Source organism: Phormidesmis sp. 146-33, from assembly GCF_052939515.1.
The window spans coordinates 21137-48090 of record NZ_JBJPHU010000045.1; the positions used below are offsets into that span (position 1 = coordinate 21137).

The window sequence follows — 26954 nt, forward strand, 5'->3', positions numbered from 1 at the left end:
CTGTCAAACTCCTCGCTGCAAGATCGCCGAATCATCCCACTGAGCCAGCCGCTTGTACTGTCGCCGTTGCCAGAAAAAGTGTAGTAGATTAATTCCAAATTCCTGTGCTTCTCGAATCTCGGAGCGTTTGAGCGGTAACGTTTCAGTCAATCCCCAACTTGGAGACAGCCGCCCTTCAATTACAACAATCCCACCACTGTTATACACCTGAACAGGGTGAGAGTGAACAGTAGGCAACGCACCAAATAGAAAGGGCGATCGACGCAGTAGATGCTGACGAGGTAGCTGATCCCAGGGAACTAGCTTCGAGGTCGCCAGTTGTTGAAGCTGTTGTTGAAGTTGTTGTTAAAGTTGGGTAGAACTATTGCGATCGTCGATCACAGAAGTTTCGATCAGCAATCCTCCTCCCGTTTGAAGGTAGTGGCTTAACGCTGTCCATTCATCGCGGTTTAGTTGCTCCAGTCTTGTAGCATCTGATAAGTAGAGCATGTCATAGTTCGCTAACTTCTCAGTCAGATTGACGATCGCTACCTCAGAATCACCCTGTAACGCAGGATAGAGACTAAACACCGACTGCATTAGCTCAGATAAATTGGCTCGACTTTGTTGATAGAGCGTGTAGGTGGCTAAATCGCTGTCAGCATCCGCATGAAGACTGGGTTTGATTTGTCCAGCTCTGACGACTCCTTGAGCGCGAGGCTGCGCCGATCGCCGATAGCGAAAGTCTAGTTGGTTTACACCGGGCGCAAACTCATCAGAAGGCACAGCTAATCGAATGGGATCAATCAGTTCAATCCGACAAAGCTCAACCTGCTGGGCGTGAGGAGCCTCTGTGATCTGATCTATCCGGAACCACTCCCGCAGCGTTTCCTCATTGTTTCGAGGGGTACTTTGAGGTTCAGCATAGCTAATCACTACATACAGCGTCAGATGGCGACCAGACGAGCGGGCAATAATCGGATAGGTGCGATCTGTGTCGGGGTCAACAATAATGGGATTGCCTTGAGAGTCGATCGCGATCCCCGGCTCAATTTCTAACCAGTGAGGAAACTGCGCTTTGTAGTCTTGATCCAGATGCTCTGGTGGCGCAATCACTCGCACACCCAATCCACACACAATTCCAGGCTGATAAAGGGATTGAAACTGTAAATTTTGGCGTTGTCGATGATAGTGATCTGCCATCTGCCAGCGCCGCAAATTCATCATCAATCCATCATAGACATGCAGACGTTTTAACGGGTCTGGGGCAGGAAAAGGGAGAGGAGGAAAGGATGACACGGTGTTCTCAATTTCATTAAGTTTGCAGTTAGAATTTAATCGAAACTTTTACTGAACCTGGGCTTCTTCGGGTTTGACTTCATTGAGGATGGCATCTCTCAAATTTGCGTCTTTCAGATTGGCATTGCGGAGATCTGCCCCGGTCAAGTTTGCCTTACGAAGATTTGCCCCTTGAAGGTTGGCTCCACTCAGATCAGCTTGACTCAAATTAGCTCCGCTTAAGTTTGCACCACTGAGGTTTGCATCATTGAACTTAGCGCCGCTTAAATTAAGTTTGCTAAGATTCGTCCGGCTAAGATTAGTGTCTTCCAAGAAAGCGCCCTGAAGCTTTACCCCTCGAAGATTTAGACCTCTAAAATTGATGCCATTGAGCGTACAGTTGGTAAGGTCAGCGTTGTTGAGAATGGCACGATCGAGCTTTGCGCCCGTCATAATACAGCCATTCAGTATCCCATTACTCAAATCAATTCCACTCAAGTTCGCATTTGTAAAGTCAACATTATCTGATGAAATTCCTCTTAGATTTGCGTTAGTTAAGATTGCGTCATTAAATTTAGCTCCCGTGAGCGTTGCTCCGCGTAGATTCGCTTTTTGCAAGTTTGCGTTGTAGAGAATTGCTTCTTCTAAGTTTGTCATAAATAAATTTGCGTTCTGTAAGTTGATTCGCGTCAGTTCTGCTTTCTGTAACTTGGCGTTGCTCAAATCTGCGTCTGAGAGATTCGCACCTTCCAACATTACTTGTTTCAAAACTGCTCCACTCAGATTTACACCGCGAAAATCTGCATTGCTAAAATCTTTACCTGCGATCGGTTGATTCAGCATTTCCCAGGTCGATCGCCATTTCTCGTCTAAAGCAGTTCGATCGTCAATCTTCGTGTCTTTTAGAATTGCACCTTGCAGTTGCGCTCCCGTCAGATTAGTTCCCTGAAGGTCAGCACCGCTTAGATCTGCATTTTTCAGGTTAGCATTCTGAAGATTTGCGCCCTGAAGGTTTGTGTTTTTGAGACTGCTATTGCTCAGATCTGCTTTGCTCAAATTTGCGCCTTGAAGATAGAAGCTCCGCAGATTGGCAGCCCGTAAACTACAACTCTCACAGTTGCGGGTTTCTTTTAGTCGCTTGACGGGTGCTGTATCTGGAGTAGAAACAGACGCATCCGCAAAAACAAAGAGCAATAAGGGAAGACAGACCGTAATCTGAATGCTCCACGAGCTCAATAAACGTTTGATCCCCATGACATGACCCTGATTTGAAGTAAATAGCTTGATCTAGCCATATGTTATGAAGCTACTCAACAGATATACTGATTTCTCAAATTCTGCAACCGTAAAGGAATAATCAGTCATAATGCTAAAGGAATCATCAATAAGTTCATTAACCATTCAAGTCATTTCTTGATCGCAAGATTGTATTCATTAACTTGCACGATTGTATTCATCTCAGCGTTACAACCTCTTTGTTACAACGTCTTTGGAGTGTCAAAATGCAACACGTCTGTCAATGGTTAAGCGTCACAACAGCCGTTACAAGCCTCTGTACTGATTCGTTGCAAGTCATTAGTTGACTGCAAGATTGATTGCAAAATTGTATTGATCAGATCACAAGATTGTATTCATTTCAAAGTTACAATATCTTCGGAGTGTCAAAAATGCAGCACGTCCGTCAACGGTTAAGATTTACAACAGTCGTTACAAATCTCTGCACTTATTCGTTTTGGGTGACAGCGATTTTATGGGGAGTGGCAAAATCAGGACTGACTGAACCTGCTAAAGAATTTGAATTTAAAGACTTTAATTTTTGGGCAGATCAGTGCCGATCGCTCTCTTTAGAAAAGCTCTATCCAGAAGCACTACAATCTTGCGAAAAAGCGATTTCCTTAAACCCTGAGAAAGATAGGAAAAAACAACAGCAAGCCACTCTCGATCTCTGGAAACTCCGCAGTGATGCTCTGTTGAACTTAGGACAGTATCAAGACGCGATCGGCTCCTATGATTATGTCCTGGGCATTCAACCCGCCTACTCTTCAGGACTGACGCAACGCTGTGATGCCCTGGCTCGATTGGGGCGATATGAGTCGGCGATTGCTTCCTGTGATCAAGCCTTGCGAGTCGATGGAGAGTGGGGCGAACTGAATCCAGCAGTGGCCTGGTCGATTCGAGGTAAAACCCTGCGAAAAATGGGGCAGTTAGAAGACGCGATCGCTGCCTATGACCAGGTTTTATCCATCACACCGACTAATTACACAATTCAAGCCGAACGCTGTGAAACAATTTTAGTGTTCAAAAAGACTCAAACTACAACACTCAGCCAAACTGCTGACCTAAAGCTTCAAGAGGCATTAGAACGAACCCAAGAAGAAGAGAAAACTTGTACGAATGCACTAACTACAAGCATTCAGCAAGCAGAAACAGACAAGCTACAACTATCCCCACTCTTCCGGTACAAACAAGGACTGATTGCAAGGCAGCAAGGTCGCTTTTCAGATGCAAAAGCTGCTTTTGAAAAAGCAGTCGTTGGTTACGAAAATGCTTTAGCAAACAATCCCAATGATCCCCTTTTATGGACTTATCAAGGGATGGTACTCGAACAACTAGGGCAAGATGCCAGAGCTTTAACATCCCATGAACGAGCCATTCAACTACGTCCTAATTCGACGATCGCTCTCGTCAACCAATGCGCTGTGCTCAATCGCTTGCGTCAGCCTCAAGCGGCTCTGACTGCCTGTGACAATGCTTTAAAGGGTGACGGATTATGGGAAGAGAGTAACTCAGCCTATGCTTGGAGTCAACGAAGTAGCGCCCTACTAGGATTACAGCGTTATGAAGATGCAGTTGCTTCGGCAGATCGTGCGATCGCGCTTTCCATAACAGATGCCGAAACTCTAAACTACAAAGCGATCGGACTATGGTATCTCAGTTCAACTGAGTCGCCGTCTAGATTACAGCAGGCCCAAGAGGACTTAGAAAAGATAGCTCAAAATTCTCAGTATCCTCAAGCGCTATTCACGTTAGCTAGAATTTACAGCACTCAGAACAATCGAGAAGAAGCTGCTAAACATTATCAAAAAGCCCTGGAAGCCTATGATGCAGCAATCAAAACAGAACTCAAAGCGGATGACCCCCTGTTCTATGCCGATCTATTAACGAATTACGCAGTGGCTTTATGGCACCTCGGTCGCAAGGGTGAGGCATTGAGCAAAGCAAAAGAGGCCGCAACCTGGAACCCTCGATCGTTTGAAGTTCATTTTAACTATGGAACAATTGCGCTAAGTTTAGCGCTAAGGTTAGAAGACTACTCCAAAGCTCTAGCTGCTTTTCAGAAAGCGAATCAAATTCAACCCAACAACGTGCTTGTCATGACAGGACTGGGGACATCATTGTTTAAACTAGATAGAAAACAAGAAGCGATCGCAGCCTTAAAAGCAGCTTTGGCTATTAACCCAACCTCTGAGCCTGCTCGAACCACATTAAAAAAACTCATTACACAACAAATTAGTCAGCCAACGAACGGGAGTACGGAAAAGGGGAAATAGCGGGATGATCACTTTCTCAACATTCAGCCCCTTCTTAAACAACAAGCCATATCTACCCTCAAGTTCATGCCACCGCCATCGCAGACTCAAAGGGTCTGATCGAGAGGCAAAGCAGATGAGTTGAGTGACGGAAGAATTGCGAGATGTAGATTTGGGCGATGTGCGGCGATCTGAAAGCTTTGCATTTTCAAGTTTTGACGATCAACGGTCATGCCGCTTCCCATCTCGCAGCACTGTCACCACTCACACTTTTCTGAACTTTGATTAACTCTAAAAAGAGAAAGATCGGATAACAGCTGTAAGTACTGCACAGTCATCCTTCTAGACAGTCGATAAAGCTCAGAAGTTTGTTGAGAAATATGCTACTAAAGAATAGCAGTAAGCCAAACCAACCGTTTTTCCACGCTACAGTGACTCAAATGAGCTTACGGGGAGAAAGAACTACTCTTGAACGCTCTAAGATTGGCTTCTACCGCACTGAGAAATCCCTGGTCGTTAAGCATCTCTGCTGGCAGTCGATTTGTATTAATTGCGGCTTGAACGATATCTCTAGCACTCAATTGTCCTTGACTATGCGCGGCAATGAGAAAACCGTAACCTGGAATCCCTTGATTGCGAAAAGCACCTCGATACGCCATAGATGCTAGCTCAAATGCATTCATTGACAGTGTTGTAGAACGATCGCCAACCATAGGTTTCGGGGCAATAGACTGAGCTTTGACCTCTGCAATGGTCAACATTATTGTTAGCAGAAACAATCCACTGGTAAATATAAAACGCAGCATTTACTTACTCCTTTAGAGAACATAGAGTGGTCATATAATCCGTTCAGACGACGAGGGTTAGTCCTGATTCTTAGAGGCTGGAAAATAATTCAACGCTCTTGGAGGTTTTTGCACATCAAGCAGAGGAATCGTCATATTTTTGGTGGTATGTAACCCAGGACGGACAATTCTATAAAACCATTCAAGAATCTTAGCTAAGGAGTTACCGTCCAACGGTGCTAGAAGCCAGTCCCTTGAATCGAGCAACTAGGTAGGGAGGTGCCGTCTCATCTTTACCTCCGTTAAAAAGAGGTGATAAATGCAGTTTGGAAGTTACCACATACAAATATCCATTGAGGCCAATACAAATTCCGTCAGGCCAGCGCAGAGCATTCACATCATTGATTAACTTTGAATATCGACCATTGTTTGCGGTAACGCCGATCGCACTACCTTCCAGATCAGTGATGTAGACGTTACTTTGAGAATCAACAGTGATGCCCCCGCTCAATGGCTTCTCTCCATATCGCTCGACTTTAGCAGCGAGATCCGTTGATGACATCTCGTCATTTGATAAATTTGTCGTTTGGATGCGGTAGAGCGATCGACTATGCATCGCACCAAAATAGACCCACTCGTAGCTAGGATCAATCGTAATTGGATTGACTCCTAAACGAGGCTCAGACAAGGTGCCGTCCGAGTTCTTTCGCGTCAGCTTCCGTCCTTCAACTGTCATGCTGACCTCTTCAAAAACGACGCTCTGATGCCCTTGTAAAACTCGTCGAGATCGACCAGTCTTCAAGTCTACGATCACAAGAGCGGACGTTGTTGGAGTGCCGACATCTGAGATGTAAACTTGGCGGTGTTTAAGATCGATCGCCAGGTCATTAAGAAACGAGCCTTTGAGCGTGGTTGGGTAAGGCAGATGGATCACTTGATCAAGCGCATTTCTATGCGTGTCCCAAACCACCAGCTTCGGAGTTCCTTTCTGACGCATTCCATTGTCCAAAAGCCAAACTCTTCCATCAGAGGTTGCTCTCAAACCCAACACTGAATCTAATCCCACTCCAAATGAGTTTGGGGCACGACTCCAAGTGTCGTTGGGAAAGGGGCGGATTTGTCCACTTGGTAACAGTTCAATCACGCGATCGTCAGGCTGTGCAAATTGATGTTGGCTGATTAGAATACGACCCTTATCGGTGACTGCAATGTTTCCTGGCATCTGTTGTAACTCCGCCAAAACTTGCAGCTTTGAGGGTTGAGAATGGGTCGCGATCGCAATTATCAAACCTAGGCCCAGAACAACTAAACTTGCGATCGCAACTCTCCACACGACATGAATATCAAAACGAAACAACCGTCTCACAGCAGCATTTTTCACGGCTCAATCTTCTCCAACTGCTTTAAGTGATGTTCTCTATCGACCAATTGCGCTGGGTGAGAGGGGCTTAAATCGCACGATCTGATAGGGTGGCTTAGAGACATCACGACCACCATTGAGTGCAGCATGGCGATGGAGTTGATTCACTGTGACATAAAAATAACCATCCGGCCCATAGCTCATTCCGTCTGCCCAGCTTAGAACGGCATTGTCTTGATAAAGTACTCGATATTGACCATTTGATGAAGTGACTCCGATCGCGTTCTGATTGACATCGGTAATGTAGACGTTACCAGCGCCATCAGCAGCAATCCCGTCACTGACTGCTTTTTCTCCGTAGCGTTCTACTTTTGCACCCATTTGGCTAGGAGAGAGACTGGAGTTAATGAGATCTTTCGTTCGGATTCGATAGAGCGATCGACTGTTCATTGCGCCATAGTAAACCCATTCGTTTTTGGGGTCGATTGTAATCGGGTTTAACCCTAAGTCTGGCTTTACCCATCCTCCTTTTCCATCAGAGACGGTTTGAGCCTGATTATCAATGAGAAAGTTTGCCTTTTCAGGTTGAAGGCTCTGGTGATTTTCTAGTGCTCGACGGGACGCACCAGTTTTGAGATCAACAACGATAATGGCTGGATTGCTCACGCCCACTAAATCTCCGCGTGACATATCAGCAATATAAATCGCTTGATTGTCCAGATCAACCGCGAGATCTTGCATAAACGAATTTGGCTGGAAGGCAGGCTCCGGAATCGAAATGATTCGAGCAAGCTTATTTTGGCGAGTGTCCCAGGCAACTAGCTTTGGCTTGGAACCATTAACACCCCCTTTATCTAGCATCCATACAACTCCATTTTTATCAGACTCTAACCCAATCACAGCATCGACACCCTGCCCGTTTGCATCTGGTGCTTGGCTCCATTGTGCATTAGGAAAGGGCTTTGTGCTGCCGTCTGGAAGCAGTTCAACCACTCGGTTCTTTGGTTTACCAAAGGGATGAAGACTCATAATAATGCGACCATCTGGAGTGATCGCTAGGTTGCCTGGGCGCTCCGATAGCTTGGCAATGATCTCAACTTGTCCCTGCGCCGCTTTCGACAATGCCTGAAAGCTTGAAGGCTGCGTCTTCTTGAAGGTAAAGGATAGGCTGGCTGTTGCCATGCGAAAATGTCCTGAGAAGTTTCCGTATAGGACAACGATCGTCAGAATTAATCCGGACAGAATCAGGCGTTTAGAATTCACAAACTTACGGTTCACAGTATCTTCTCCCTATGGCTTCTGTGCAATCAAGTTGAACTGGATACAAGCAAGATGGGCACCTCACCCTGTTGTTCAATCAATTATCCAAGAGGTTCAATCTTCTATTACAAAAAGCAAGAACCGGGCTGGCTTATGGTCGCTTGGATATACAAATTCTATGCACTAATGCATCAGCAAATCTTGAGGTACTGCACAGGCATTAATGTTGTTTGTCAACTTTGGTGATCACAAATCAATGCGTATCACAATTTTGCCAAAATGGGCTTTGCGCTCCATATACTCAAGTGCAGCTTTGGGTTCTTGAAACGGGAAAACACGATCGACAACCGGGCGAATTTGACTGTAGTTGATGGCTTGAATCATTGCCTCAAACATCTCGCGACTGCCCACGTAGATGCCTTGCACACAAATGCCTTTATGCAGGATTGCAACCGTGCTAATTTCGGCTTTGAATCCTGATAGCACCCCGATTAGACTAATATGACCGCCGTAGCGAACTGCTTGTACCGATTGATTGAATGTGTTTGCACCCCCAACTTCGATGACCCGATCGACCCCGACTCCATTCGTTAATGTTGAGATTTTTTCTGCCCAATTCGGAACTGTCTCGTAATTTACGCCCGCGATCGCGCCCATTTGCATTAAGCGATCGAGCTTGGCATCGTTGCCAGACAAAGCAATTACCTGTACCCCCATGATCTTGGCAAACTGAAGTGCAAACAATGACACACCGCCAGATCCCAGAACTAACAGCGTTTCACCAGACCTTAATCTGCCATCCGTCGTCAGCGCATTCCAGGCTGTGACTGCTGCACAGGGAAGAGTTGCCGCCTCTTCGTCGGTAAGATGCTCTGGGATACGAACAACACCTGTTTCGGGTAGTGCAACATACTCAGCTAGCATTCCATCGATCAAGCCACCACCAAGCGCTGACTTTGATTTTTCCGCACTAAAAGATCCATCGATCCAGGACTGCATAAAAATGCCTACGACACGATCGCCCACCTTAACGCGCGTTACGCCTTCGCCCACTGCTACGACCTCTCCAACGCCATCAGAAAATGGAATAAACGGAGACTTGTACGCACCATATGCCCCCTTAACAACCAATAAATCGCGGTAGTTAAGTGACACAGCCTTCATTTTTAACAGCACGTATCCGTCCTTCAGTTCCGGTTCTGTACGCTCTACAAGAGTTAGAGCTTCCAATCCTGCTTTCTCGTGAACTTCCCAAGCTTTCATACTTTACTCCCTCAATGAATACTACTCAACTTGTGTGACGTGTCCAGGATCTTCCAATTGAGCTACCCGACCCAGAAATAAATCAGGACTCAGCCGTGATCGCCAGCTTTGCCCGCCGCATCTGCCGAAGTCCTTGCAGCGCAAGCACTAACAACGCAGCACCAATTAGCGTTGTCCCAACGGAATCAGCCACTCCAGGGCGTTCACCCAGTTGTATCCAAGCCGATAACACACCAACGATCGGGGTTGCGAGTGTTCCTAATCCTGCAACACCCGTTGAAAGCTGCCGCAATACGTATGTCCAGAGCAACCAAGACAACGCTGTTCCCGGAATGATGTTGTAAATCAGGGCACCGATGAACGCATTAGACCAAACTATGGGTGCGCTGGGGGTTGAAAGCGCGATCGCAACTAGGGGAATACTACCAAACAAGGTTTGCCAAGCTGTGAGCGATAGCAGATCTAACTTGCCAGTTTGATGCAGTTTTTTAGCTATGATTGCACTTGCTGCCCAACTAATACCCGACAATAGTGCTAACGCTTTGCTAAAAAAACTACCGTTCCAATGTAGAGGATCGAGAATGAACAGCAATCCAACGCTGCCAAAAGCAACTGCAATCCACTGCATTCCTCGAATTCTTTCTCCAAGAGCAACCCAACCGAATAGCAAGGCCCAAAAAGGCATCGTGTAAACGAGAACTGCTGTTTTTCCGGCTCCACCACTGACTAGTGCCCAAGTTGCAAATCCAACAAAGCCGGACGTTTGCAGTAAACCCAACAAGAACGTACCAAAGACGGCTTTTGGCTGAAGCGGTTTCTTGAGAACAATCAGTACAGCAAACAGCGTCAAAGCACTGAAAAAAGTACGAAGTGCGGAAAATTCAATTGGATCGGCGTATCTGACGGCAACCTTCATGATCACCCAGTTATAACCCAAAATTCCTGACAGCAAAATTAGGGCTGCGATCGCAAAGAATTTAGAGCGATTCTGATCTGGCATACTTACTCTTAAATGAACGTAATTGACTTGCTTCAACTCAAGGCTTGATTCATTCGAGGATTACTGTTCGGTAGGTAGTCATATTGAATATTAGATATAGTGCAAGCAAGATGGTCGCACTATAATCGACAATATAACTACGCATACTTACTTAGCGATTGGGTAATGAGCGTTATTGAGGCACCAATGCCTTAGGCAGCTTGAAGCATCGATTGTGAAGCATCAAGTCGCCGACGGATAATAATTTGGTGGGACTGGACACTGGACAAGTCTTCTGCTAACAGTTCTAGATCCTGAGCTTCAACACTGTTTCTCACGCGCTGAATCAGGTTTGACCGTTCCTCAACACTCATTTTTGCAGCACAGAGCGGTTTGTGACGGTTCGCATCAATCAATCGCTTTCCCCATTCAATAAGTGGGTGATCAGTATCAAACGGCAATTGCTGGATGTGTTCGAGTTGCTTTACGAGTTGGGTATAACGTGGTTGATCTTGTTGTTGAACTGCCTCAAACAGGGCAACTCGCAGCGAGTTGTCAGATTCGGTAATACATCCCTCAAAGTAGAGCCGATCAAGCCGTGCGAGTATCACTGATGCTTGCCCTAACTCGCTTTCTTCGGCTTCGTCCCGAATCTTCAGGATGGTTTCAATGTTGTCAGGTTTAAAAGGGCCGTGAAATCCAGTTTGATAGTCCATATAGCGTAGAATCTGTGCGCCACCTACACCTACACCATCAACACCCGTGTGAACTGCTTTTGGCAAATGGTGAAATCGGAAACCTGCTGAAAAGTAGGTCAGTAGACCAAGTTCGTGGGCAGTATGAACTAACTCAACAGCTTCAGCATGAGACAGTTGTTCTAATACACAGGCGCTTGGATAAGTATTTGCTGTACCGTCCCAAGTCACCTTGTCAAAACCACCCTCCGCAGCCAGCTCAATCCCTAGCTTTGCGATCGCCATGCGTTGCCGCACCCAAACTGGCTTACCGTGATGCTTACGTCTCGTTTCTTCACGATCATCCAAAATCGGCGTATTGATATTGAATGCGGCAGAAAAAACTTGAGATGTCTTGTCCAGTCTAGTTGCACCCACTAAACACTGCATGAATCGAATCGCTTCAGTTGCAGTCACTTGCTCAATGGCAATCTTGCACTCTGCTAAACCATCCATAAACATGGCAGTGCAAGCACTCGAAAAAGTGTTGACCGCTTTAAGTAAACTTGCCTCAAAGTGTTTACTCTCAAACACCGGACGGCCAACATACGAAGAACAAGGTGCGTCAGAGCCAACGTGTAATCGCACTTTTGCCACTGCCTTAATTGCAGGGATACGGTAAGGCTCCATTTGATTGCGGTCTTGATACTTGCCGCGCTCTAAATGTTCAATATGAACTACAACCCCCTTCATACGATCTAAAGTTTGGGCAGTGCCAAAGAGGTGCCCCTCACCAGGGTCAGTAATCGACATGTAAGTTTGCACACTACGAAATCCAGAGTTGCCCCAAGGACGGTACGGGTAGACCAGTCGCTTTCCTTCCTCTAATAATTGATAGGCAACTCGAATAGCTAGAAACTCGACCCAAGAAGGCTTTCGCTGATTGCACCGTAATGCTTCGAGTAATGCAGCAACTGAGCGGAGCAGAATTGTGTTTCCAATGTGATTTCCAGTACTTCCATTGGTAGCTGCATACTGCTGATCATTCCATGCAATTTCCGAGTCCTTTATCCTGATCTTGAGATAATTTTCATCCGCCTCCACATCAAAATCGGAACTGTCCCGATCTTCCAACAAATTTAGCCAATCAGACTGAACGGCAAAGATTGTGAAGCAAGCTTTTAGATAAGTGGTTGCTGCATCAGAATTAGCAATTGCTTGTAGACATACATCAATATGATGCTCTAACGGACTAAGATCTGGGAAGAGGTAGACAGCCTTCTTGAGGGCACGTCTCACTTCAAACTGGTACTCCTCAGTTGTGTAGTGTTTTGGTAAAGCATAAGGCTCATGTTTGACAAAATCTTTGTCGTGCTTCACGGTTTCTAGGGTCTTCGAGACGTATAGATCCTGAATAAAATCCAGTAGATTTTGAAGAATTACGCGACGAAATTTACCTTTACTTAGCACAAAATAAGACATGGCTAGTTACCTCCTAAGACAAAGAGAATTCACAACTCTTACTTGCTCGGATTTGATTCTTATTAACAGATAAAGTGCTTTATTCTGCAAAACTATTCTTCAATGCAAAAGTCTTGCACTTGTGATCTGTTCCTTCTAACAATAGGTTAGAGTTGATTCATTTCCAATGCATTATTTAGTTCTAAAGGTGACATATTTTTACTTTTATGACTAATTCTTAATAGAGTTTAGTCAGTCCAAATTGATTGATCAAACGAAGAGTGATATATTTGGATTCTAGTTGTGTTCTTGAACACAGTGATGTCTTTTAAAAATGACTATTGAATCAGCTTTCTTAGAAGCGACAAAAATAGTTTAGGATCATTAGAGATGAAAAATAAAATCTTAGAGCTGGCAGCACAAACGCTTCGGACTGGTGGTTATGAAGCTTTGAGCTTTAGCACTATATCTGAGCAGCTTAATATCAGTAGGGCAAACATTCATTATCATTTCAAGAGTAAAGAGAACCTTGCTCTTGAAGCGGTTAACCAGTATATGGCTAATGTTGAAAATAAGTTTGAGCAGTTAAGTCAGCGCTACGCGGGAAACTGCCGCGCAATTTTTCAATCATTAGACGACGACTTGTGGATGAATCTGACTGAAGATGAGTATCAAGGGTTTTGCATATGTTTAAATATTGTCATTGGACAAAGTTGGATTCCTCAAAGCTTAAAAGACCGAGCCACTCAGCATTTTGAGCAGCTTGTTAAATTATTTGAGCAGGTGATTAGAGATGCACAAGCGTCAGGTCTAATTAGTGAGCAGTCTAGTGCGGAAGATTTAGCACGCGAAGCAATGCTAGTTCATTTTGGGATTGCTCAACTTGCAATGACTTTGCAAAAAGAAAGGGAAGCACAGTCGTTTTCGCGGAGATACATGAAGTTATGGCTTGACCGATTGCTAGAGCAACCCAAGACGGCAGTGAATTTGACTGAAACAAGTAACTGAATCTCAGCACTCAACATCGTCACCAGTTCGCTTAAAACTTCCCATCAGTTACGCTTTATTTAACTAAGGTTCTCTGCTCTATTTCTCCATTGAGAAGGGGTGATGCCATACGATTGCCGAAACTGCCGGAAAAAATGATTAACGTTGGAGTAACCAACTTTCTGAGAAATTTCTTCAATTGTTTGTTTAGTTTGCTTCAATAACTTCTGCGCTTCAAACAACCGTCTTTTTACTATCCAGGCATTGACAGTACATCCCGTTTTGGCACCAACAGTTTTAGTCAAGTAAGCAGGCGAATAGTTAGTGATTTGGGCGACATCAGCTAGAGATATGGCTCGATGATAGTTTGTATCGATGAAATCGAAAACTTCTTGAAGCTCAGGAATGACTGGAAGGAGAATCGTTTCACAGCTCGATTCAGTTATGGAAGTAGGCGAATCAGAACTGCAATTGAACCGAAAATGCTCTGCTGAATTATGAGGAAAGCGTTGGTGATTTCTTTTCAGCAAATCAACATAGTAGCTTTGTTGTTCCTCAGTCCAGGTTTGGTCATGTTGGGCTAAGAGCTTCAGGACTTTGAGGGAAAAACTGGTTGAGCCGAGTGCTTCAAAAAGACAATTTAGGAAAACCTGTAGTTCTGCTTCGACAGAAAATTCAGCATACTGTCCTTGGTAATTTGCCTTACTCTCGATACCCATAAGCCACCTATCCTCGATTTTCTGCTCAGTGTTCGCGATAACCTCAGATTCCGTGACGATCTTGCTGAGTTGAAGAAGTATCAAAAGATAGCCTATCAGCGGTTGTTGAGCAGATTGCTTTCAAATAGTCAGCCGTTCTCATTTCAGAGAGTGATGCTTTGAGGCTCTTGCATAAAAGGTCATTCAAAAAACTGCCGAGCTTTGGCAAACTCACTCCACTGTGAACATCGCTGCCAAGCAGCAGTGAAGCAATGCTGTAAGCCATCGCAATGGCTTGCATTAAGTACCGATGCTAGGGCACGGGCTGACATAACCCTTTTGTACTGACTTACATGCAAGTAAACACCTTTTAATCAGAAATGTCAAGCTACAGGTAGAGCTTTTTTTGAGAACCGTCAAATCTTGTTACAGCAACTTCACGCATACGAGGGATGGAGTTGACAACAGCTTAGACATAAGCAATTAGACATCCACAGGTAATAATCGCAATCCACAGGATGAGTGAGAGAATTGCGATCGTTCGCACAGTCTGTGGAGGCTTCACGCCTTGGTTCCACTGTTGGATTGATGGATAAAATCTCCAGTGAAAGACGATCGCGTTCATCCCTGCACTTAAAATCAACATTAATTTCAGTCGAAAGGCAAAATTGAGCGCGATCGCAGGGGCATCTATTGCAAAGAGCAGAAAGCCTGAAAGAAGGATGACTCCAAAGCTGGCATAAGCCCAGGGCAAGAGATGTTGTGCCAGGTCTGTGACCAGTACATGACGGGAAACCCCCAGCAATCGTAAATCAAACATTGCAACAGAGCCAACTAGAAGAGTAATGCTAAAGATATGCAACGCTTCAATTAGAGGATAAGCCCAAACCCATTGGCGAATTGCCACTGCTAACGCGCTGTCTTTCAACCAGATTAACCACTCTGTAGCGACTGGTGATTCGATCATCGGAGTTCTACTGTCTTTTGACCAATCATGATGCGCTCTGCCCGCATCTCCCGGCTATCTGATCGATTGGGGTAGCCCACGACTCGGACAATCTGTCCCACCTTGAGAGCGTTTTTGGGTAATCCACGACGTTGCATTCGAGAGGGGGGAGCCAGCACTGCTCTCCATACTTTTTTGTCAGAGGCTTCCAGTTCAATCACTGCATGGGGGTTGTCATAGCCGACACTCCGAATTCTTCCAGTGAGATTGAGCGTCTGCTTGTCATTGAACTCGCTCCACCCATGATGAGCCTCTGCTTCAGGCGTTTCAATGAGCGTTGCAGTCATTGTCAATGTAGCTGAAAGCGCGATCGTGATCACAGACCATATCCATTTGTGTTGCATGAGATTAGCCTCAAATGTGGAGTGGGTCGAAACACCAGCCGATTGAGCGGGGTGCAAGATGTCGCATAACGACTTCACAGTAACGACTTCACAGTCATGAAAGATCGATCGTAAATTTTTTTTCACCAATCATTTATGTTCAGTTTATTTGACTCCTGGATACTGGCCGTTGTGGACATACAATTGCCCCTTCCCCAGTGCTATGGAACCCTCAAACCCTCACTCTACCGATTCCAACGTCGAGCAACTATCGCTGTTTGCTCAAGACGCAGATCCCTCTTCAGTTCGCCGCAAATCTTGGGTGTGGCTAGCAGTCTTGGTGGCGATCGCGGGCGGCTTTACAATTTGGCGTTTTTTGACTCCGATTGGCAAACCCCAAGCTGCGATCGCACAGTCACAGGCAAGTTCGCCGCCTCGCGCGGTTGAAACCACAACACTGAAACTGGGCAATGCTGAGACTCGAATTCAACTGATTGGACAAGTTGAAGCCAGTCAGCAATCCACGATTCGAGCGCAAACTGGTGGAGTGGTCAAGCAAATTCTAGTTCAGGCGGGCGATCGCGTCGAGCAAGGAGCCACGATCGCAGTGCTGGATGATTCAGATCAACAATATGCTGTCTCAGAAGCACAAGCTCGTCTCGCCCAACAGCGCAGCAATCTGGCCCGTTTGGAGGTCGGTACTCGCCCAGAAGTGATTGATCAACGTCAAGCGGCTCTCGCTTCAGCACAAGCCAGAGAACGTGAAACGCAAGATAATCTACGACGCACCAAAGATTTGGTAAAACAAGGTGCCGTCTCGCAGCGCTTATTGATTGAGGCTCAAACCGGAGTGGATGCAGCACGAGGAGAACAACTGGAAGCGCGAGCAGAACTTGCAGAAGCGCAGGCAGGGCCCATTCGTGAGGAGATTGAAGCGCAAAGAGCTAACGTTGCAGCCGCCGTTGCAGCCTTGAATCAAGCACAGCTCTCCCAACAGCGAACTAGAGTGATCGCACCCGCAGCAGGAGTTGTGCAAACGCGACGAGTCAGTCAAGGGGATTTGGTTGGGCTGAATAGTGAGTTGATCACGCTGGTCGATCGCAGCCAGCTCGACGTTTTCTTAGAAGTTCCCGAAAATTTGGGGAGCCAAGTTCGACCCGGAATGGCGGTTGAGCTGACCACCCGCGCTTTACCTAACTGGAAACAACGCGCGACGATTACCGCGATCGCACCGACGGCAGATTAAGCGTCTCGACGACAACGGGTTCGGGTAGAACTTGCTAACCCACCGCAAGGCTTGATTCCCGGAATGGCTGTTGAAGCGACACTCATTCAACCCAGCAATCGAACTGGATTTGTGGTCTCGCGAGATGTGTTGACGCAACGCCAAAACCAATGGTTTGTCTTCACGATCGTAGATCAAAAAGCCAAGCCGATCTCCGTCGAAATCGTGGCAGATATGGGAGCGCAAGTTGCGATAGCGAGTCGTGAACTACAACCTGGACAAGCGATCGTCTCTCGCGGTGGAGACGGTTTACAAGACGGCATGACCGTTAAGGTGGTGAGCAATGAACCTGATTGAAATTGCAGTCCGTTGGCGACACGGCACGTTTGTTTTATTTTGTCTGCTTGCATTACTCGGAGTGTTTTCGCTACTTAACTTGCCGTTAGAATTACAACCTGGGGGAGATCGACCGGAAATCACCATCACCACCACCTATCCCGGCGCGGCTCCAACAGAAGTTGAAAATCTGATTACTCGCCCGATCGAGGAGCAACTAGAACAAGTGCTTGGAGTTAAAGAAATTAGCAGCACTTCGAGTTCTGGGCGGAGCAACATTTCACTAGAATTCAATGAAGGCTCCAATGTGCAAGAACGGTTAGTAGATGTGAGTAACCGCTTGCAGCAAGTCGAGAGTTTGCCACCCGAAGCGAATGAGTCGAGTGTAGATCTTGTCGGTGGAAATAGCTCCCCGATGATGTGGATTCCGTTTTCACCCCAAGAAGGATTCCAGGCGGATGCAGATCGGTATCGAGATTTAGCTGAAGAGGTGGTTGTTCCACGTTTGAGACGAGTTGAGGGAACGGGACAGTTTTTAGTGATTGGCGGACAAGAGCGAGAAGTTGAGGTTAAAGTCAACCCGAAAGCACTTTCTGATCGTAATTTATCGATCGGGGATGTCGTTCGGGTTTTGCAAGAAAATAATCGTGATATTCGAGGTGGGCCGCTCAGGCTCGGTCGCAGAGAGTACCGGGTCAGAACAGTGAGTCGAGCTGAAGACTTATCCCAAATCGAAAATTTTGTGCTGCGTCGAGATAGCTCAGGAACAGTTTATATTCGCGATGTGGCAACGATCGCAATGGGTCGTAAGCCGCAGGACAGCGCATTGATGCGGGATGGTAACCTTACGGTTGCGATCGCGGTGATGCGGCAAGTTGGGGCGAATGTTCCGCAGGTCGCGAAAGGCGTTCGAGACACGATCTCGCAACTGCAAACCGAGTTTGACCAACGCAAAGAAGGCATTCAATTTGCCTATCACTACGATGAAAGCCAGTACATCAATCAATCTGTTGGATTTGTGGTAGAAAGCATCATCAGCGGCGCCGTTCTTGCAACAATCGTGTTGATTTTATTTCTAGGATCAATTCGGACGGTTGCTGTGATTATGTTAACGCTTCCGGTTGCCTCCATCATGGTCTTCGTTGTGATGTCATTGCTAGGGCGCACGCTGAATATCATTAGTTTGGCAGGGCTTGCGTTTGCTATTGGCATGGTGGTTGATAATGCGATCGTCATTCTCGAAAATATCTTTACCCACCTGCAACAGGGTAAACCTGCAATGAGAGCCGCGATCGACGGAACGCAGGAAGTTTGGGGCGCAATGCTGGGATCGACCCTCAGTAACGTTGTGGTCTTTGTTCCGTTGATCCTGGTCACGGGTGAAGCGGGTCAGCTTTTTGCAGACATGGCGATCGTGTTGTCTTGTTCAACTCTATTTTCATTGTTTATCGCCTTCACGCTCGTTCCGATGTTGTCAGGACTCTTTCTCAACGAGGCTGAAGCAAGACGAGTGTTGAGTAATCAATCCGCTTCGACAAATCCACGACCGAGAAGCATTTTCGGCCGCATCGAACAGGCAGTTTTTCTCACATCTGCCATCTTTCGACATTTTCAAGGCAAGCTGGAATCTTTTGTGGCATCGACCGTCAGTTGGTCGATTGGGCGTAGACAGGTCGGTCGTCGATTGTTGATGCTTTCGATTCCAGTTGGGTTGTTGATCACGAGTATTTTTCTGTTGCCTGCGATGGACTATTTGCCAGAAGGAAATCGTAACTTAGTTGTTTGGCGAGCAGAGCCACTACCAGGGACTAGCATTCCTGAAGCGATCGAACAGTCACGTCCGGTGCAAGAGTTTCTGCGATCGCAGCCAGAAATCGAGCGAGTTTTATATGTCGATCGACCAGGCGTTCGAGCCGTCACTGCAATTCTCAAGCCCCAGTTTGCGACCACTCAGGGACTTGCTGACATGATTGAGCGAATGCGGCGAGCCAGCCAAAATTTTGCAGGCTATCGGTTTCTCGTTCCCACGCGGTTTTCTATTTTCCGTGATCCAGGGAAGGAGTTTGAAATTGATATCATCGGGGCTGATCTAGACCAACTTAGTAATATCGATCGAGAGATTTCAGGCAAGATTCGAGCCATGAGTGGCGTTAGAAATATTCGATCAAATTTTGTCATGGGAGCAGGTGAGTTACAGGTCATCCCAAATCGCGAACGTTTGGCAGAAACAGGACTGTCAGAAGCCGAACTCGGTAGCTTGGTCGAAGCTGCGCTCGGCGGTCGCTTGGCATCCGAGTTTATTGATGGAAAAGAAGAGTTGGATATCTCGGTGGAACTGCAAAATACGTCCGTCCAAACGCCTGAGCAATTGCGACAACTCCCAATATTTGGGCGAGGTGGGCGACAGGTGCAACTTTCTGATGTTGCCGAAGTACAAGAAACTACCGGAGCCGATGTGATTAACCATGTCGATCTGGAGCGATCGATTACTCTGACGGCTTCTCTAGCCGCTGATGCTCCCCTGGGTCAGATTGTCGATCGCGTAGAGCAAGAAATTTTAATTCCGCTGCGATCAAGTCTGCCAGCAGGCTATCGAGTCGAGTTGGCCGGGTCTGCTGATTTATTGGCGCAGACGATTACTCAGTTAGCATCGGCATTTGTATTATCCATCTTGGTCACTTACTTGTTGCTAGTTGCGTTGTACCGTTCGTTTCTCTACCCATTGGTGATTATGGCAACGGTTCCAATGGGAATGAGTGGTGCCTTGTTGAGCTTAGTGATTGCTAACCAGGTTTTTCGATTGAATGTTCCGTTAGACATGATTACTGCGCTGGGATTTTTGATTTTGACAGGCGTTGTTGTCAATAACTCCATTTTGCTGGTCGATCGGGCTTTGCAACTCCAGCAAGAGGGAGAAGACTACGATGCCTCTTTGTACAACGCGACAAAAGATCGTCTTAGAGCCATCTTTATGTCAGCGGGAACGAGTGTCCTGGGAATGTTGCCGCTGGCAGTCCTTCCGGGACAGGGATCTGAACTCTATCAAGGTTTAGGAATTGTCCTCACAGGTGGATTAGCATTTTCTACAATTCTGACTCCAACAGTCGTTCCGGCACTGATGGGGCTTTTGCGCGACATCACTCACCGCAAATCTACGCTGCAATCTGTCCAACCGACTACTCAGCAAACCAGCTCACGCTAATTCTTCGAGAGGTCTCAATGGAACTTATTCAATCGATCAAACCCAGGATGAACTCTGCATTCAAATATTTAATGTCGGTTCATTGGTGGATGGCTGCGGTGTATTTGATTTTATTTGTCACGGGAACGTTTATGTCACAACTGGATCGATCGGTTTCATTCCGAGGTGCATTTTATGATTTTCATAAGTCGATGGGGGTGTTATCGATGGCGTTTCTGACTTGGCGAATTTTTCTGTTACTACAAGTGTGGTGGAAAAAATATACGAAGCGATCGCCAAAATTTACGGTTGCCTGGTTTAAGACTGTAGTACTTCATACCAGCTTGTATGTCTTGATGTGGGGTGTTCCGGTCAGTGGATATTTTTTCTCTAATTCTTTTAGAGCCAGAAACGTCAAGCTTTTTGGATTAGTCTTACCAGATTTCTTCTCAGAAGACAAAGCACTGGTAGAAGTCGGGCGGAGTCTACATTTTTGGTTGTCTTATACATTTCTGGCATTTGTGGTGCTGCATACGATCGAGCAACAAAAAGTGGTTCGTGCAAATTGTCGCAGATTCAATCATTTCTTAAGATCCTTGAGGAAGACGGCATAGGCTGTAACTTGTCAGTAGCTCAGAAGGTAAGCCACTGGTTTTACCAGTGCGACTTGAACAGCTTTTAGCGTTTCCGGCGTTCCTGAGCGCGTGTAAAGTAACTCCCACGGTGGCTTGAACCGAACCGTAGGAGGATAAACACATGTCGGAATTGTATCAAAGCCTTTCTCACAGCAAGTGGGATTGCAAGTATCACGTGATTTTCGTGCCCAAGTATCGTCGAAAGACCATGTTTTTGGAGTTGCGGCAATATTTGGGGCCGGTGTTTCATGAGTTGGCGCGTCAAAAAGAATGCCAGATCATCGAAGGACATTTGCTGGTGGATCATGTGCATCTGTGCATTGCGATTCTGCCGAAACATGCCGTGTCGTCCGTGATCGGCTTTCTCAAGGGCAAAAGTGCCATTGCAATTGCCCGTCGATTCAAAGGCAAGCAGCGCAATTTTGAGGGAGAGAATTTCTGGGCACGGGGCTACGCCGTCTCAACCGTTGGATTTGAAGAGGAGGTGGTGCGTCGGTATATCCGAGAGCAAGAAGTGTTTGAGCAAAGTGGACGATTCTAATTGACTCACAGACACCTTCAGCAAGGACACCCGCCCTTGGGGCGGTCACATTCATCAAGCCACCAGCTTTGCTGGGGGTGTCTGACTTATGGACTCCCCTCGAAATGTGTTCCCCCAACTAACCACATGATTGATAAGATCACACCAACAAACTGCAACACAACCCTCATGCCAACGTTTCCTGCATGGTACCGAGTCATCGCTGGAGTTCGCCTCAGATTGTTAGTCTGGTATTCTCTTCTGACCGTCGGAACCGCACTGATTTTGCTACAAGCCACGCGCCAAATCTTCTGTCACAGTCTTCAAACTCGTTCAGAAGAAGCACTCAGTCAACGGGTTGAGCAATTTGAGCTAATGGTTGAAAAAAACCGACTCAAAGGTGAGCAGTCCGCAAAGACATTGCCTGCTTTGTTCGATCGCTTGCTTTCAAATTATGCGCCAACTCGCAATGAGTACATTGTGATGTTCATTGGAGATCGGATCTATAAAACGAGTTCGCCCTTACCCAAAAATTTTATACCGCGTGAAATCATCCAAACTTGGAAGCAAAATGGTTTATCCTCCTACGGCAGCCTATCGACTTCAAATCAGAAAATCAACTACGCGGTAGAACCCATCACATTCGGTGACGAAACGGCTTACATCGTCGCGATTCACGATGCCTCTGCGGGATTTCAGGCGATTGATCGCGCGATCGCACTCGTTACTCAGGTTGCGCTGATCACGTTAGCGCTCTGTCTTACTTTGGCATGGATTATGACCGGAAAGATTTTAGCACCCCTCAAACTGCTGACTACCACCGCCCAATCGATCACAGAATCTGACATGACCCAACGCATCTCAATCCAGGGGCGCAACGAGATTGCCGAACTGGACGACACCTTTAATGAAATGCTCGATCGCTTGCAACTGGCCTTCGACAGCCAAAAAGAATTTCTCAAAGATGCCAGTCACGAATTGCGGACTCCTATTACCGTGATTCAAGGGCATTTAGAAATGCTGAAGTATTCGCCTGATCAGCAAGAAACAACCATCACACTACTGATGGACGAACTCGATCGCATGTCTCGACTGGTGAACGATCTCCTGATTCTCGCCAAAGCAGATCATCCAGATTTTCTCCATCCCAGGGCTGAAGAATTAGACTGGATGACGGAAGAAATCTACCTCAAAGCTCGCTCCCTTGCCGTTCGAGATTGGCGGCTAGAAGCCAAAGGGTTAAGTCCGATCACGGTCGATCGTCAGCGCCTCACCCAAGCCATGATGAACTTGGTTCAAAATGCCATCCGCCATACTCAAGCAGGCGATACAATCACCCTGGGTTCGTCAATCAAGGGAAAATATGCCTATCTATGGGTTCGCGACACGGGTGAAGGCATTGCTCCCGAAAACCAAACTCGTATTTTTGAGCGATTTGCACGAGCAACTAAACAAGATGTCACGGTTGAAGGACATGGGTTGGGACTCGCGATCGTCAGCGCAATTATCCGCGCTCACCAGGGCTGGGTCGAGCTAGAAAGCTATCCGGGTCAAGGCTCTACTTTTATGCTTGTGATGCCTCTTCACTCTCTAGATACCGATGAGCAGGATACTAATCGCCGAGGACAATCTTCGCATCTGCGCCTTTTTGGAAACCGGACTCCAGGCACACGGGTTTAACTTAACGATCGTCCATACAGGAAAACAGGCAACCCAAATTGCTCAAAGCGGCGATTTTGATCTCTTCATTCTAGATTTGGGATTACCCGATCTGGATGGACTGGAGGTTTTAGCTACCATCCGAGGGCAGGGTGAGACATTACCGATCATCGTGCTAACCGCTCGTGATGGACTAGACGATACTTTAGCTGGGTTGAATGGTGGAGCGGATGACTATGTTACCAAGCCGTTTCGGTTTGAAGAATTGCTGGCGCGGGTGCGCGTTCAGCTACGCAATCGTCAAGTTCCACGCATTAAGGAAGAAGGAATTCTCAAAATTGGAACGATGATGCTGAACCTTTTGACGCGACAGGCGTGGGTCAGCGATCGAGCGGTCGATCTCTCAGCACGAGAATTTTTATTAGCAGAAGTCTTTCTTCGCCATCCAGGACAAGTTCTGACTCGTGAACAGCTACTCGATCGGATTTGGGGCTATGACTATGATCCTGGCACCAATATTGTGAATGTCTATGTGGGACACTTACGCAAAAAGCTAGGCGAGGAATGTATTGAAACGGTGCGGGGCATCGGGTATCGCTTTCGGATTTAGCACACAATTTGAGTTAGAACTGGAGCAATTATCTGAGCGTGAGGAATTGCCTTGTTGTGATACAACTCCCCTAGTTTAGAAACTGCATCTAAATGCTCTTCTGGTTTCTTGGTTTAATCTTGAATAACTTTCAGTAAAGCGCTGGCTATAGAGTTCTTTATCTCTTTCAATACATCGGGTCTAAGTTTGTTTGTCTCTAAAGATTCAAACGCTTGAATACGAAAATCTGTGTCGTCATCGGAGTTCTCAGCGATCGCTAAGATTGCACCGTTAAGTTTTCTTTCTAAAGAGGTTGGGTTAATGCCACCTGGAATGAGATTTGATTTATCACGAGCAAAACGCTGCAAGTTAGAGAGGGCAGGTAATAATGAGGAGTCGCTGATACTCGCCATCCGCCGAGTCCTCGGTAAATGATTGATCAAGATAACGCAGAAGAATTGGAAGGGCATCTGAGCCGCAGGTAGCCAAGGCATCTACAAGAGAAGGATCGGCGCGCAGACTTTCGATATTATTCTCGATTTGCTGCACACTACATCGATCTGGTCGCGCTAGAGCTGGTTGTGAAATAGATAAAGATTCGTCTGTCAAAATCCCCAAAGTAGCTAATAATACAACTCCGTGCTTTGATAGCCCGCGAATCATCCTAAATACCCTTTCGGAAAGTACTCGCCTACATCAAGCCAATGGAATGAGAATTGAATAACTTCAACAATTGTAGAAGTCTCGGATCGCCCTCCTCAAGAAGTGGGGCGAAGCCCTCGCCAACCCTTCTCCTTCGGGAGAAGAGGGGGCTAGAGTCTGGTTCCCTCTCCTTGGGGAGAGGGCTAGGGTGAGGGTGAAATTTCGGAGTTATTTAATCCACGATCCATATTTATTTTATTTATGCGAAAAATTTGTATGCAGGGAGTTTACTTGCTAAAGATACGCATGTCTTACTCTTTGGCATTTTTTTTAAAAATTGACAGAATCCTGTCCTCATCATGCAATAAATAAAGAATTTATGCTATTTGAGCCTTGCATCCTGTGGGGCACAACAAAAGGCAATTCTACAGATAAATCCAGAGGGCTAACAATACTGGAAAGCGACGTGATACGGAAACGGTCATGCGTCGTTTGGAGGGGGGCGATTGGAAAAGTGCCAGCACTGGTAACTCGTTGGTCGCCTACCCTACCTCAAGCACGGTTTTGAAGACCAGCGGGGCCAGTGACAGCCTCGCTGAGTTTAATCAACGCTCCAAATTTCAGCCAGCGACGGCGCGAATACCTCAACGTCTGCGACGATCGGGTATGGCTACTATGTGCCGCCTCTAGTCACAATTTGCCGGGATAGTGGGTTGACTGTGCCAGACTTGCGTCCTGGAGGGCAATATTACGTGGGTTTTGATTGGGGTAACGATGAGCCATCGGTGATCGCTAACGGAAATGGGATCGCTCGATTTGAAAATGTTGACTTCCCTGAGCCATATACTTCCGATGGCGCTCGTCGGGCCGTCATCTTCTTCATTGATCCTGAACACCCCTGGATAGAAACAGTGGTTCAGGCACCTTATTTGGCAGAAATCCCAGGCTGTTGATCATTTCTCACTTCCCCCTAGAACTTGTGCCATCTGCGATCGATCTCAGCTTCGCTCACATAGCCTTCCAGTTTCGAGGTTTTCTCATCTTTCAGGAAGTTGGGGCGACCTTCACAAACCTAGAAGGAACCGATGACTGTGATGCAAGGTAAGGATCGATCGCTTGCCTTAAAACCCGAAAATTTCTGAGAGTCTCATAGCGAAATATCACAATCCAGCCTTTTTATTAATAAGTGTTGCAGTGACTTGATCCCTTTGCTAGGGTATGCAGGTCGAATGATTACGGGTTAATTCTTGCAGCTAGGAGTTGTGTCTCATGCTTTACATCTTTGACTCTAACCCCATCCCCTGAATCCCTGAAGTGCGCTGTGGGGCTGGAAAGCAGCAGTCATAGATAGATAGGTCGATTGAGCGATCGTTGCGCCAATTCAGTCCCCAAAGACTTTCCTCAGCTTTTTTGCACCCTCAATCCGTTCAGCAAAGGCTGAGAACACTCGAACACCTCAGCATCGGAGGCTTTAACATGAATATTCAGGGAAAGACCGTTCTCATTACGGGGGCTTCTCGTGGCATCGGACGAGAGATCGCGCTGGAGTTTGCCAAACAGGGCGCACAGCGAATCATTTTAGTCGCCAGGACTCATTCACGCTTGATGGAAGTCGCCACCGAAATCATGGCTCTGGGTGCCGAAGCGGTTCCTCTGGCATTGGACTTGACCCAACCCGTTGAAGTAAACATCAAGGTCGCTCAAACGTGGCGAGATTATGGGCCAGTTCATCTCCTGGTCAACTGTGCCGGGGTTGCTCATCAAGTCCCCTTCTTACAGTCTCAACTGCCTCACATTCAAGAAGAGATGGCGATTAATCTAATGGGCATGTACACCATGACTCGGTTGATTGCGAGACGCATGGCCGTGCAGCGACAAGGAACGATCGTCAATGTCTCTAGCCTGATGGGGAAAATTGCCGCTCCGACGATGGCCACCTATTCAGCTACCAAGTTTGCCATTCTAGGGTTTACTCAAGCCCTGCGAAGTGAGCTATCGGATCACAATATCCGGGTCATTGCCCTTCTTCCCTCTCTCACCGATACAGATATGGTGAAGAACTTTCAGTGGTTCCGATGGGTGGTGCCGACAACTCCGCAAAAAGTGGCTCAATCCCTCGTGATGGAGCTGCAAAGGGAATCGCCAGAGATTTTAGTGGGCTGGCAAAGTCAGCTTGCTGTGTGGGGAAATCGTTTTATCCCTGGTCTGATGGAGAAGGTTTCAAAACTAGCGGCTCCCCTGTCCCAAGATCAAATCCTCGAAAGGCTCAGAGAAGCTGGAGCCAACTCACGTTAGAGCAGTCTGTTAATGCCTTCTAATACAGGAGGCTATTTTCACTCTTCACCAGCCCCTAGAACGAGTCGCTTGATTAGAGCCGTTACGATCGCATTCATGTCCAAGGTTTGTTCCCGTTACGGGTTACTTGGGTGAGGGGTGCGATCGTGCTTGATTCGTTCTTGGAGTGGAGGAATTGGGACGGATCACCTGGTCAAACTGGTTTTACGGTCTTTTGGAAGAGTTACTCCTCTTAACCCTGCTTGACTGACAAAACTAGGAAGCCGGAATGCAAGAGAGGACAGTAAAT

Annotated in this window: 26 protein-coding genes; 12 read left to right on the forward strand and 14 right to left on the reverse strand. The window is 46.7% G+C overall.

Features of this window, described 5'->3' with window-relative positions; translation table 11 throughout:
- Nucleotides 1–3: 3 nt before the first annotated feature.
- The 3 genes from ACJ2PR_RS18330 to ACJ2PR_RS18340 all read right to left on the reverse strand — a co-directional run bounded on the left by ACJ2PR_RS18330 (nt 4) and on the right by ACJ2PR_RS18340 (nt 2511).
- Nucleotides 4–237 (reverse strand): hypothetical protein, encoded by a 234-nt coding sequence (locus ACJ2PR_RS18330; protein ID WP_446878060.1) that lies wholly within the window; start codon nt 235–237, stop codon nt 4–6.
- Nucleotides 238–345: 108 nt separating this feature from the next.
- Entirely contained in the window at nt 346–1278 is a 933-nt protein-coding gene (locus ACJ2PR_RS18335; protein ID WP_446878061.1) for a hypothetical protein, read from the reverse strand.
- A gap of 48 nt (nt 1279–1326) precedes the next feature.
- On the reverse strand, nt 1327–2511 hold the full coding sequence (locus ACJ2PR_RS18340) for a pentapeptide repeat-containing protein (protein WP_446878062.1): 1185 nt from the start codon (nt 2509–2511) through the stop codon (nt 1327–1329).
- 413 nt (nt 2512–2924) lie between these two features.
- Between ACJ2PR_RS18340 and ACJ2PR_RS18345 the strand changes: the two genes are divergently transcribed.
- Entirely contained in the window at nt 2925–4808 is a 1884-nt protein-coding gene (locus tag ACJ2PR_RS18345; RefSeq protein WP_446878063.1) for a tetratricopeptide repeat protein, read from the forward strand.
- Nucleotides 4809–5233: 425 nt separating this feature from the next.
- Here ACJ2PR_RS18345 and ACJ2PR_RS18350 read toward each other — a convergent pair whose 3' ends face one another.
- From ACJ2PR_RS18350 to ACJ2PR_RS18375, 6 genes are all read right to left on the reverse strand, one after another.
- Nucleotides 5234–5593 carry a hypothetical protein gene (locus ACJ2PR_RS18350; protein WP_446878064.1) on the reverse strand — a complete coding sequence of 120 codons (360 nt, stop codon included), beginning with the start codon at nt 5591–5593 and terminating at the stop codon, nt 5234–5236.
- Nucleotides 5594–5795: 202 nt separating this feature from the next.
- Nucleotides 5796–6953, reverse strand: coding sequence for an L-dopachrome tautomerase-related protein (locus ACJ2PR_RS18355; RefSeq protein WP_446878065.1), 1158 nt, complete (start codon nt 6951–6953; stop codon nt 5796–5798).
- Nucleotides 6954–6989: 36 nt separating this feature from the next.
- Nucleotides 6990–8210, reverse strand: a complete 1221-nt coding sequence (locus ACJ2PR_RS18360) for an L-dopachrome tautomerase-related protein (protein WP_446878066.1) — start codon at nt 8208–8210, stop codon at nt 6990–6992.
- A 228-nt stretch (nt 8211–8438) separates the two neighbouring features.
- A complete protein-coding gene (locus tag ACJ2PR_RS18365) occupies nt 8439–9455 on the reverse strand; it encodes a zinc-dependent alcohol dehydrogenase family protein (protein ID WP_446878067.1) in 1017 nt (338 codons plus the stop codon).
- An 82-nt stretch (nt 9456–9537) separates the two neighbouring features.
- Nucleotides 9538–10455, reverse strand: coding sequence for a DMT family transporter (locus ACJ2PR_RS18370; protein ID WP_446878068.1), 918 nt, complete (start codon nt 10453–10455; stop codon nt 9538–9540).
- Between the two features lie 191 nt (nt 10456–10646).
- Nucleotides 10647–12590, reverse strand: a complete 1944-nt coding sequence (locus ACJ2PR_RS18375; RefSeq protein WP_446869885.1) for a hypothetical protein — start codon at nt 12588–12590, stop codon at nt 10647–10649.
- Nucleotides 12591–12959: 369 nt separating this feature from the next.
- Between ACJ2PR_RS18375 and ACJ2PR_RS18380 the strand changes: the two genes are divergently transcribed.
- Nucleotides 12960–13577, forward strand: a complete 618-nt coding sequence (locus ACJ2PR_RS18380) for a TetR/AcrR family transcriptional regulator (RefSeq protein ID WP_446878069.1) — start codon at nt 12960–12962, stop codon at nt 13575–13577.
- Nucleotides 13578–13636: 59 nt separating this feature from the next.
- Here the strand turns inward: ACJ2PR_RS18380 and ACJ2PR_RS18385 are convergent, their stop codons facing one another.
- From ACJ2PR_RS18385 to ACJ2PR_RS18400, 4 genes are all read right to left on the reverse strand, one after another.
- Nucleotides 13637–14275 carry a helix-turn-helix domain-containing protein gene (locus ACJ2PR_RS18385; protein WP_446878070.1) on the reverse strand — a complete coding sequence of 213 codons (639 nt, stop codon included), beginning with the start codon at nt 14273–14275 and terminating at the stop codon, nt 13637–13639.
- A 43-nt stretch (nt 14276–14318) separates the two neighbouring features.
- Nucleotides 14319–14555: a hypothetical protein gene (locus ACJ2PR_RS18390; RefSeq protein ID WP_446878071.1), complete on the reverse strand. Its 237-nt coding sequence runs from the start codon at nt 14553–14555 to the stop codon at nt 14319–14321.
- A gap of 168 nt (nt 14556–14723) precedes the next feature.
- On the reverse strand, nt 14724–15221 hold the full coding sequence (locus ACJ2PR_RS18395; RefSeq protein WP_446878072.1) for a DUF6644 family protein: 498 nt from the start codon (nt 15219–15221) through the stop codon (nt 14724–14726).
- Nucleotides 15218–15604: a DUF6152 family protein gene (locus ACJ2PR_RS18400; protein WP_446878073.1), complete on the reverse strand. Its 387-nt coding sequence runs from the start codon at nt 15602–15604 to the stop codon at nt 15218–15220. The genes ACJ2PR_RS18395 and ACJ2PR_RS18400 overlap by 4 nt, the downstream gene beginning before the upstream one ends.
- Before the next feature lie 202 nt (nt 15605–15806).
- On the opposite strand from ACJ2PR_RS18400, the gene ACJ2PR_RS18405 reads away from it, so the two are divergent.
- The 7 genes from ACJ2PR_RS18405 (at nt 15807) to ACJ2PR_RS18435 (ending at nt 23749) form a co-directional block, all read left to right on the forward strand.
- Nucleotides 15807–16829 (forward strand): HlyD family secretion protein, encoded by a 1023-nt coding sequence (locus ACJ2PR_RS18405; protein ID WP_446878074.1) that lies wholly within the window; start codon nt 15807–15809, stop codon nt 16827–16829.
- 63 nt (nt 16830–16892) lie between these two features.
- Entirely contained in the window at nt 16893–17165 is a 273-nt protein-coding gene (locus ACJ2PR_RS18410; RefSeq protein ID WP_446878075.1) for a hypothetical protein, read from the forward strand.
- Nucleotides 17152–20346 carry an efflux RND transporter permease subunit gene (locus tag ACJ2PR_RS18415; RefSeq protein ID WP_446878076.1) on the forward strand — a complete coding sequence of 1065 codons (3195 nt, stop codon included), beginning with the start codon at nt 17152–17154 and terminating at the stop codon, nt 20344–20346. Before ACJ2PR_RS18410 ends, ACJ2PR_RS18415 begins: the two co-directional genes overlap by 14 nt.
- A gap of 17 nt (nt 20347–20363) precedes the next feature.
- A complete protein-coding gene (locus tag ACJ2PR_RS18420) occupies nt 20364–20939 on the forward strand; it encodes a cytochrome b (RefSeq protein ID WP_446878077.1) in 576 nt (191 codons plus the stop codon).
- Between the two features lie 142 nt (nt 20940–21081).
- Complete coding sequence (gene tnpA / locus ACJ2PR_RS18425; protein WP_446875475.1) at nt 21082–21501, forward strand: IS200/IS605 family transposase; 420 nt, start codon at nt 21082–21084, stop codon at nt 21499–21501.
- A 168-nt stretch (nt 21502–21669) separates the two neighbouring features.
- Nucleotides 21670–23160 carry a sensor histidine kinase gene (locus tag ACJ2PR_RS18430; protein WP_446878078.1) on the forward strand — a complete coding sequence of 497 codons (1491 nt, stop codon included), beginning with the start codon at nt 21670–21672 and terminating at the stop codon, nt 23158–23160.
- On the forward strand, nt 23081–23749 hold the full coding sequence (locus tag ACJ2PR_RS18435; RefSeq protein ID WP_446869893.1) for a response regulator transcription factor: 669 nt from the start codon (nt 23081–23083) through the stop codon (nt 23747–23749). The genes ACJ2PR_RS18430 and ACJ2PR_RS18435 overlap by 80 nt, the downstream gene beginning before the upstream one ends.
- Nucleotides 23750–23862: 113 nt before the next feature.
- On the opposite strand, the gene ACJ2PR_RS18440 is transcribed toward ACJ2PR_RS18435, so the two are convergent.
- Nucleotides 23863–24141, reverse strand: a complete 279-nt coding sequence (locus ACJ2PR_RS18440; RefSeq protein ID WP_446878079.1) for a hypothetical protein — start codon at nt 24139–24141, stop codon at nt 23863–23865.
- Nucleotides 24142–24853: 712 nt separating this feature from the next.
- On the opposite strand from ACJ2PR_RS18440, the gene ACJ2PR_RS18445 reads away from it, so the two are divergent.
- The 3 genes from ACJ2PR_RS18445 to ACJ2PR_RS18455 all read left to right on the forward strand — a co-directional run bounded on the left by ACJ2PR_RS18445 (nt 24854) and on the right by ACJ2PR_RS18455 (nt 26665).
- On the forward strand, nt 24854–25060 hold the full coding sequence (locus ACJ2PR_RS18445; RefSeq protein WP_446862482.1) for a hypothetical protein: 207 nt from the start codon (nt 24854–24856) through the stop codon (nt 25058–25060).
- Nucleotides 25061–25089: 29 nt separating this feature from the next.
- Nucleotides 25090–25323, forward strand: coding sequence for a hypothetical protein (locus tag ACJ2PR_RS18450; RefSeq protein WP_446869895.1), 234 nt, complete (start codon nt 25090–25092; stop codon nt 25321–25323).
- A 523-nt stretch (nt 25324–25846) separates the two neighbouring features.
- Nucleotides 25847–26665, forward strand: a complete 819-nt coding sequence (locus tag ACJ2PR_RS18455; RefSeq protein ID WP_446878080.1) for an SDR family NAD(P)-dependent oxidoreductase — start codon at nt 25847–25849, stop codon at nt 26663–26665.
- Nucleotides 26666–26954 lie beyond the last annotated feature (289 nt).

What these genes read in the sequence shown, in the direction of transcription:
- ACJ2PR_RS18370 (WP_446878068.1), bottom strand. Translation starts at nt 10,455, where the DNA reads ATGCCAGATCAGAATCGCTCTAAATTCTTTGCGATCGCAGCCCTAATT.
- ACJ2PR_RS18420 (WP_446878077.1), top strand. Translation starts at nt 20,364, where the DNA reads ATGGAACTTATTCAATCGATCAAACCCAGGATGAACTCTGCATTCAAA.
- ACJ2PR_RS18415 (WP_446878076.1), top strand. Translation starts at nt 17,152, where the DNA reads ATGAACCTGATTGAAATTGCAGTCCGTTGGCGACACGGCACGTTTGTT.
- ACJ2PR_RS18350 (WP_446878064.1), bottom strand. Translation starts at nt 5,593, where the DNA reads ATGCTGCGTTTTATATTTACCAGTGGATTGTTTCTGCTAACAATAATG.
- ACJ2PR_RS18405 (WP_446878074.1), top strand. Translation starts at nt 15,807, where the DNA reads ATGGAACCCTCAAACCCTCACTCTACCGATTCCAACGTCGAGCAACTA.
- ACJ2PR_RS18400 (WP_446878073.1), bottom strand. Translation starts at nt 15,604, where the DNA reads ATGCAACACAAATGGATATGGTCTGTGATCACGATCGCGCTTTCAGCT.
- ACJ2PR_RS18430 (WP_446878078.1), top strand. Translation starts at nt 21,670, where the DNA reads ATGCCAACGTTTCCTGCATGGTACCGAGTCATCGCTGGAGTTCGCCTC.
- ACJ2PR_RS18340 (WP_446878062.1), bottom strand. Translation starts at nt 2,511, where the DNA reads ATGGGGATCAAACGTTTATTGAGCTCGTGGAGCATTCAGATTACGGTC.
- ACJ2PR_RS18380 (WP_446878069.1), top strand. Translation starts at nt 12,960, where the DNA reads ATGAAAAATAAAATCTTAGAGCTGGCAGCACAAACGCTTCGGACTGGT.
- ACJ2PR_RS18365 (WP_446878067.1), bottom strand. Translation starts at nt 9,455, where the DNA reads ATGAAAGCTTGGGAAGTTCACGAGAAAGCAGGATTGGAAGCTCTAACT.
- ACJ2PR_RS18375 (WP_446869885.1), bottom strand. Translation starts at nt 12,590, where the DNA reads ATGTCTTATTTTGTGCTAAGTAAAGGTAAATTTCGTCGCGTAATTCTT.
- ACJ2PR_RS18395 (WP_446878072.1), bottom strand. Translation starts at nt 15,221, where the DNA reads ATGATCGAATCACCAGTCGCTACAGAGTGGTTAATCTGGTTGAAAGAC.
- ACJ2PR_RS18345 (WP_446878063.1), top strand. Translation starts at nt 2,925, where the DNA reads ATGCAGCACGTCCGTCAACGGTTAAGATTTACAACAGTCGTTACAAAT.
- ACJ2PR_RS18445 (WP_446862482.1), top strand. Translation starts at nt 24,854, where the DNA reads ATGCGTCGTTTGGAGGGGGGCGATTGGAAAAGTGCCAGCACTGGTAAC.
- ACJ2PR_RS18440 (WP_446878079.1), bottom strand. Translation starts at nt 24,141, where the DNA reads ATGGCGAGTATCAGCGACTCCTCATTATTACCTGCCCTCTCTAACTTG.
- ACJ2PR_RS18455 (WP_446878080.1), top strand. Translation starts at nt 25,847, where the DNA reads ATGAATATTCAGGGAAAGACCGTTCTCATTACGGGGGCTTCTCGTGGC.
- ACJ2PR_RS18390 (WP_446878071.1), bottom strand. Translation starts at nt 14,555, where the DNA reads ATGCAAGCCATTGCGATGGCTTACAGCATTGCTTCACTGCTGCTTGGC.
- ACJ2PR_RS18435 (WP_446869893.1), top strand. Translation starts at nt 23,081, where the DNA reads ATGAGCAGGATACTAATCGCCGAGGACAATCTTCGCATCTGCGCCTTT.
- ACJ2PR_RS18410 (WP_446878075.1), top strand. Translation starts at nt 16,893, where the DNA reads ATGGCTGTTGAAGCGACACTCATTCAACCCAGCAATCGAACTGGATTT.
- ACJ2PR_RS18385 (WP_446878070.1), bottom strand. Translation starts at nt 14,275, where the DNA reads ATGGGTATCGAGAGTAAGGCAAATTACCAAGGACAGTATGCTGAATTT.
- tnpA (WP_446875475.1), top strand. Translation starts at nt 21,082, where the DNA reads ATGTCGGAATTGTATCAAAGCCTTTCTCACAGCAAGTGGGATTGCAAG.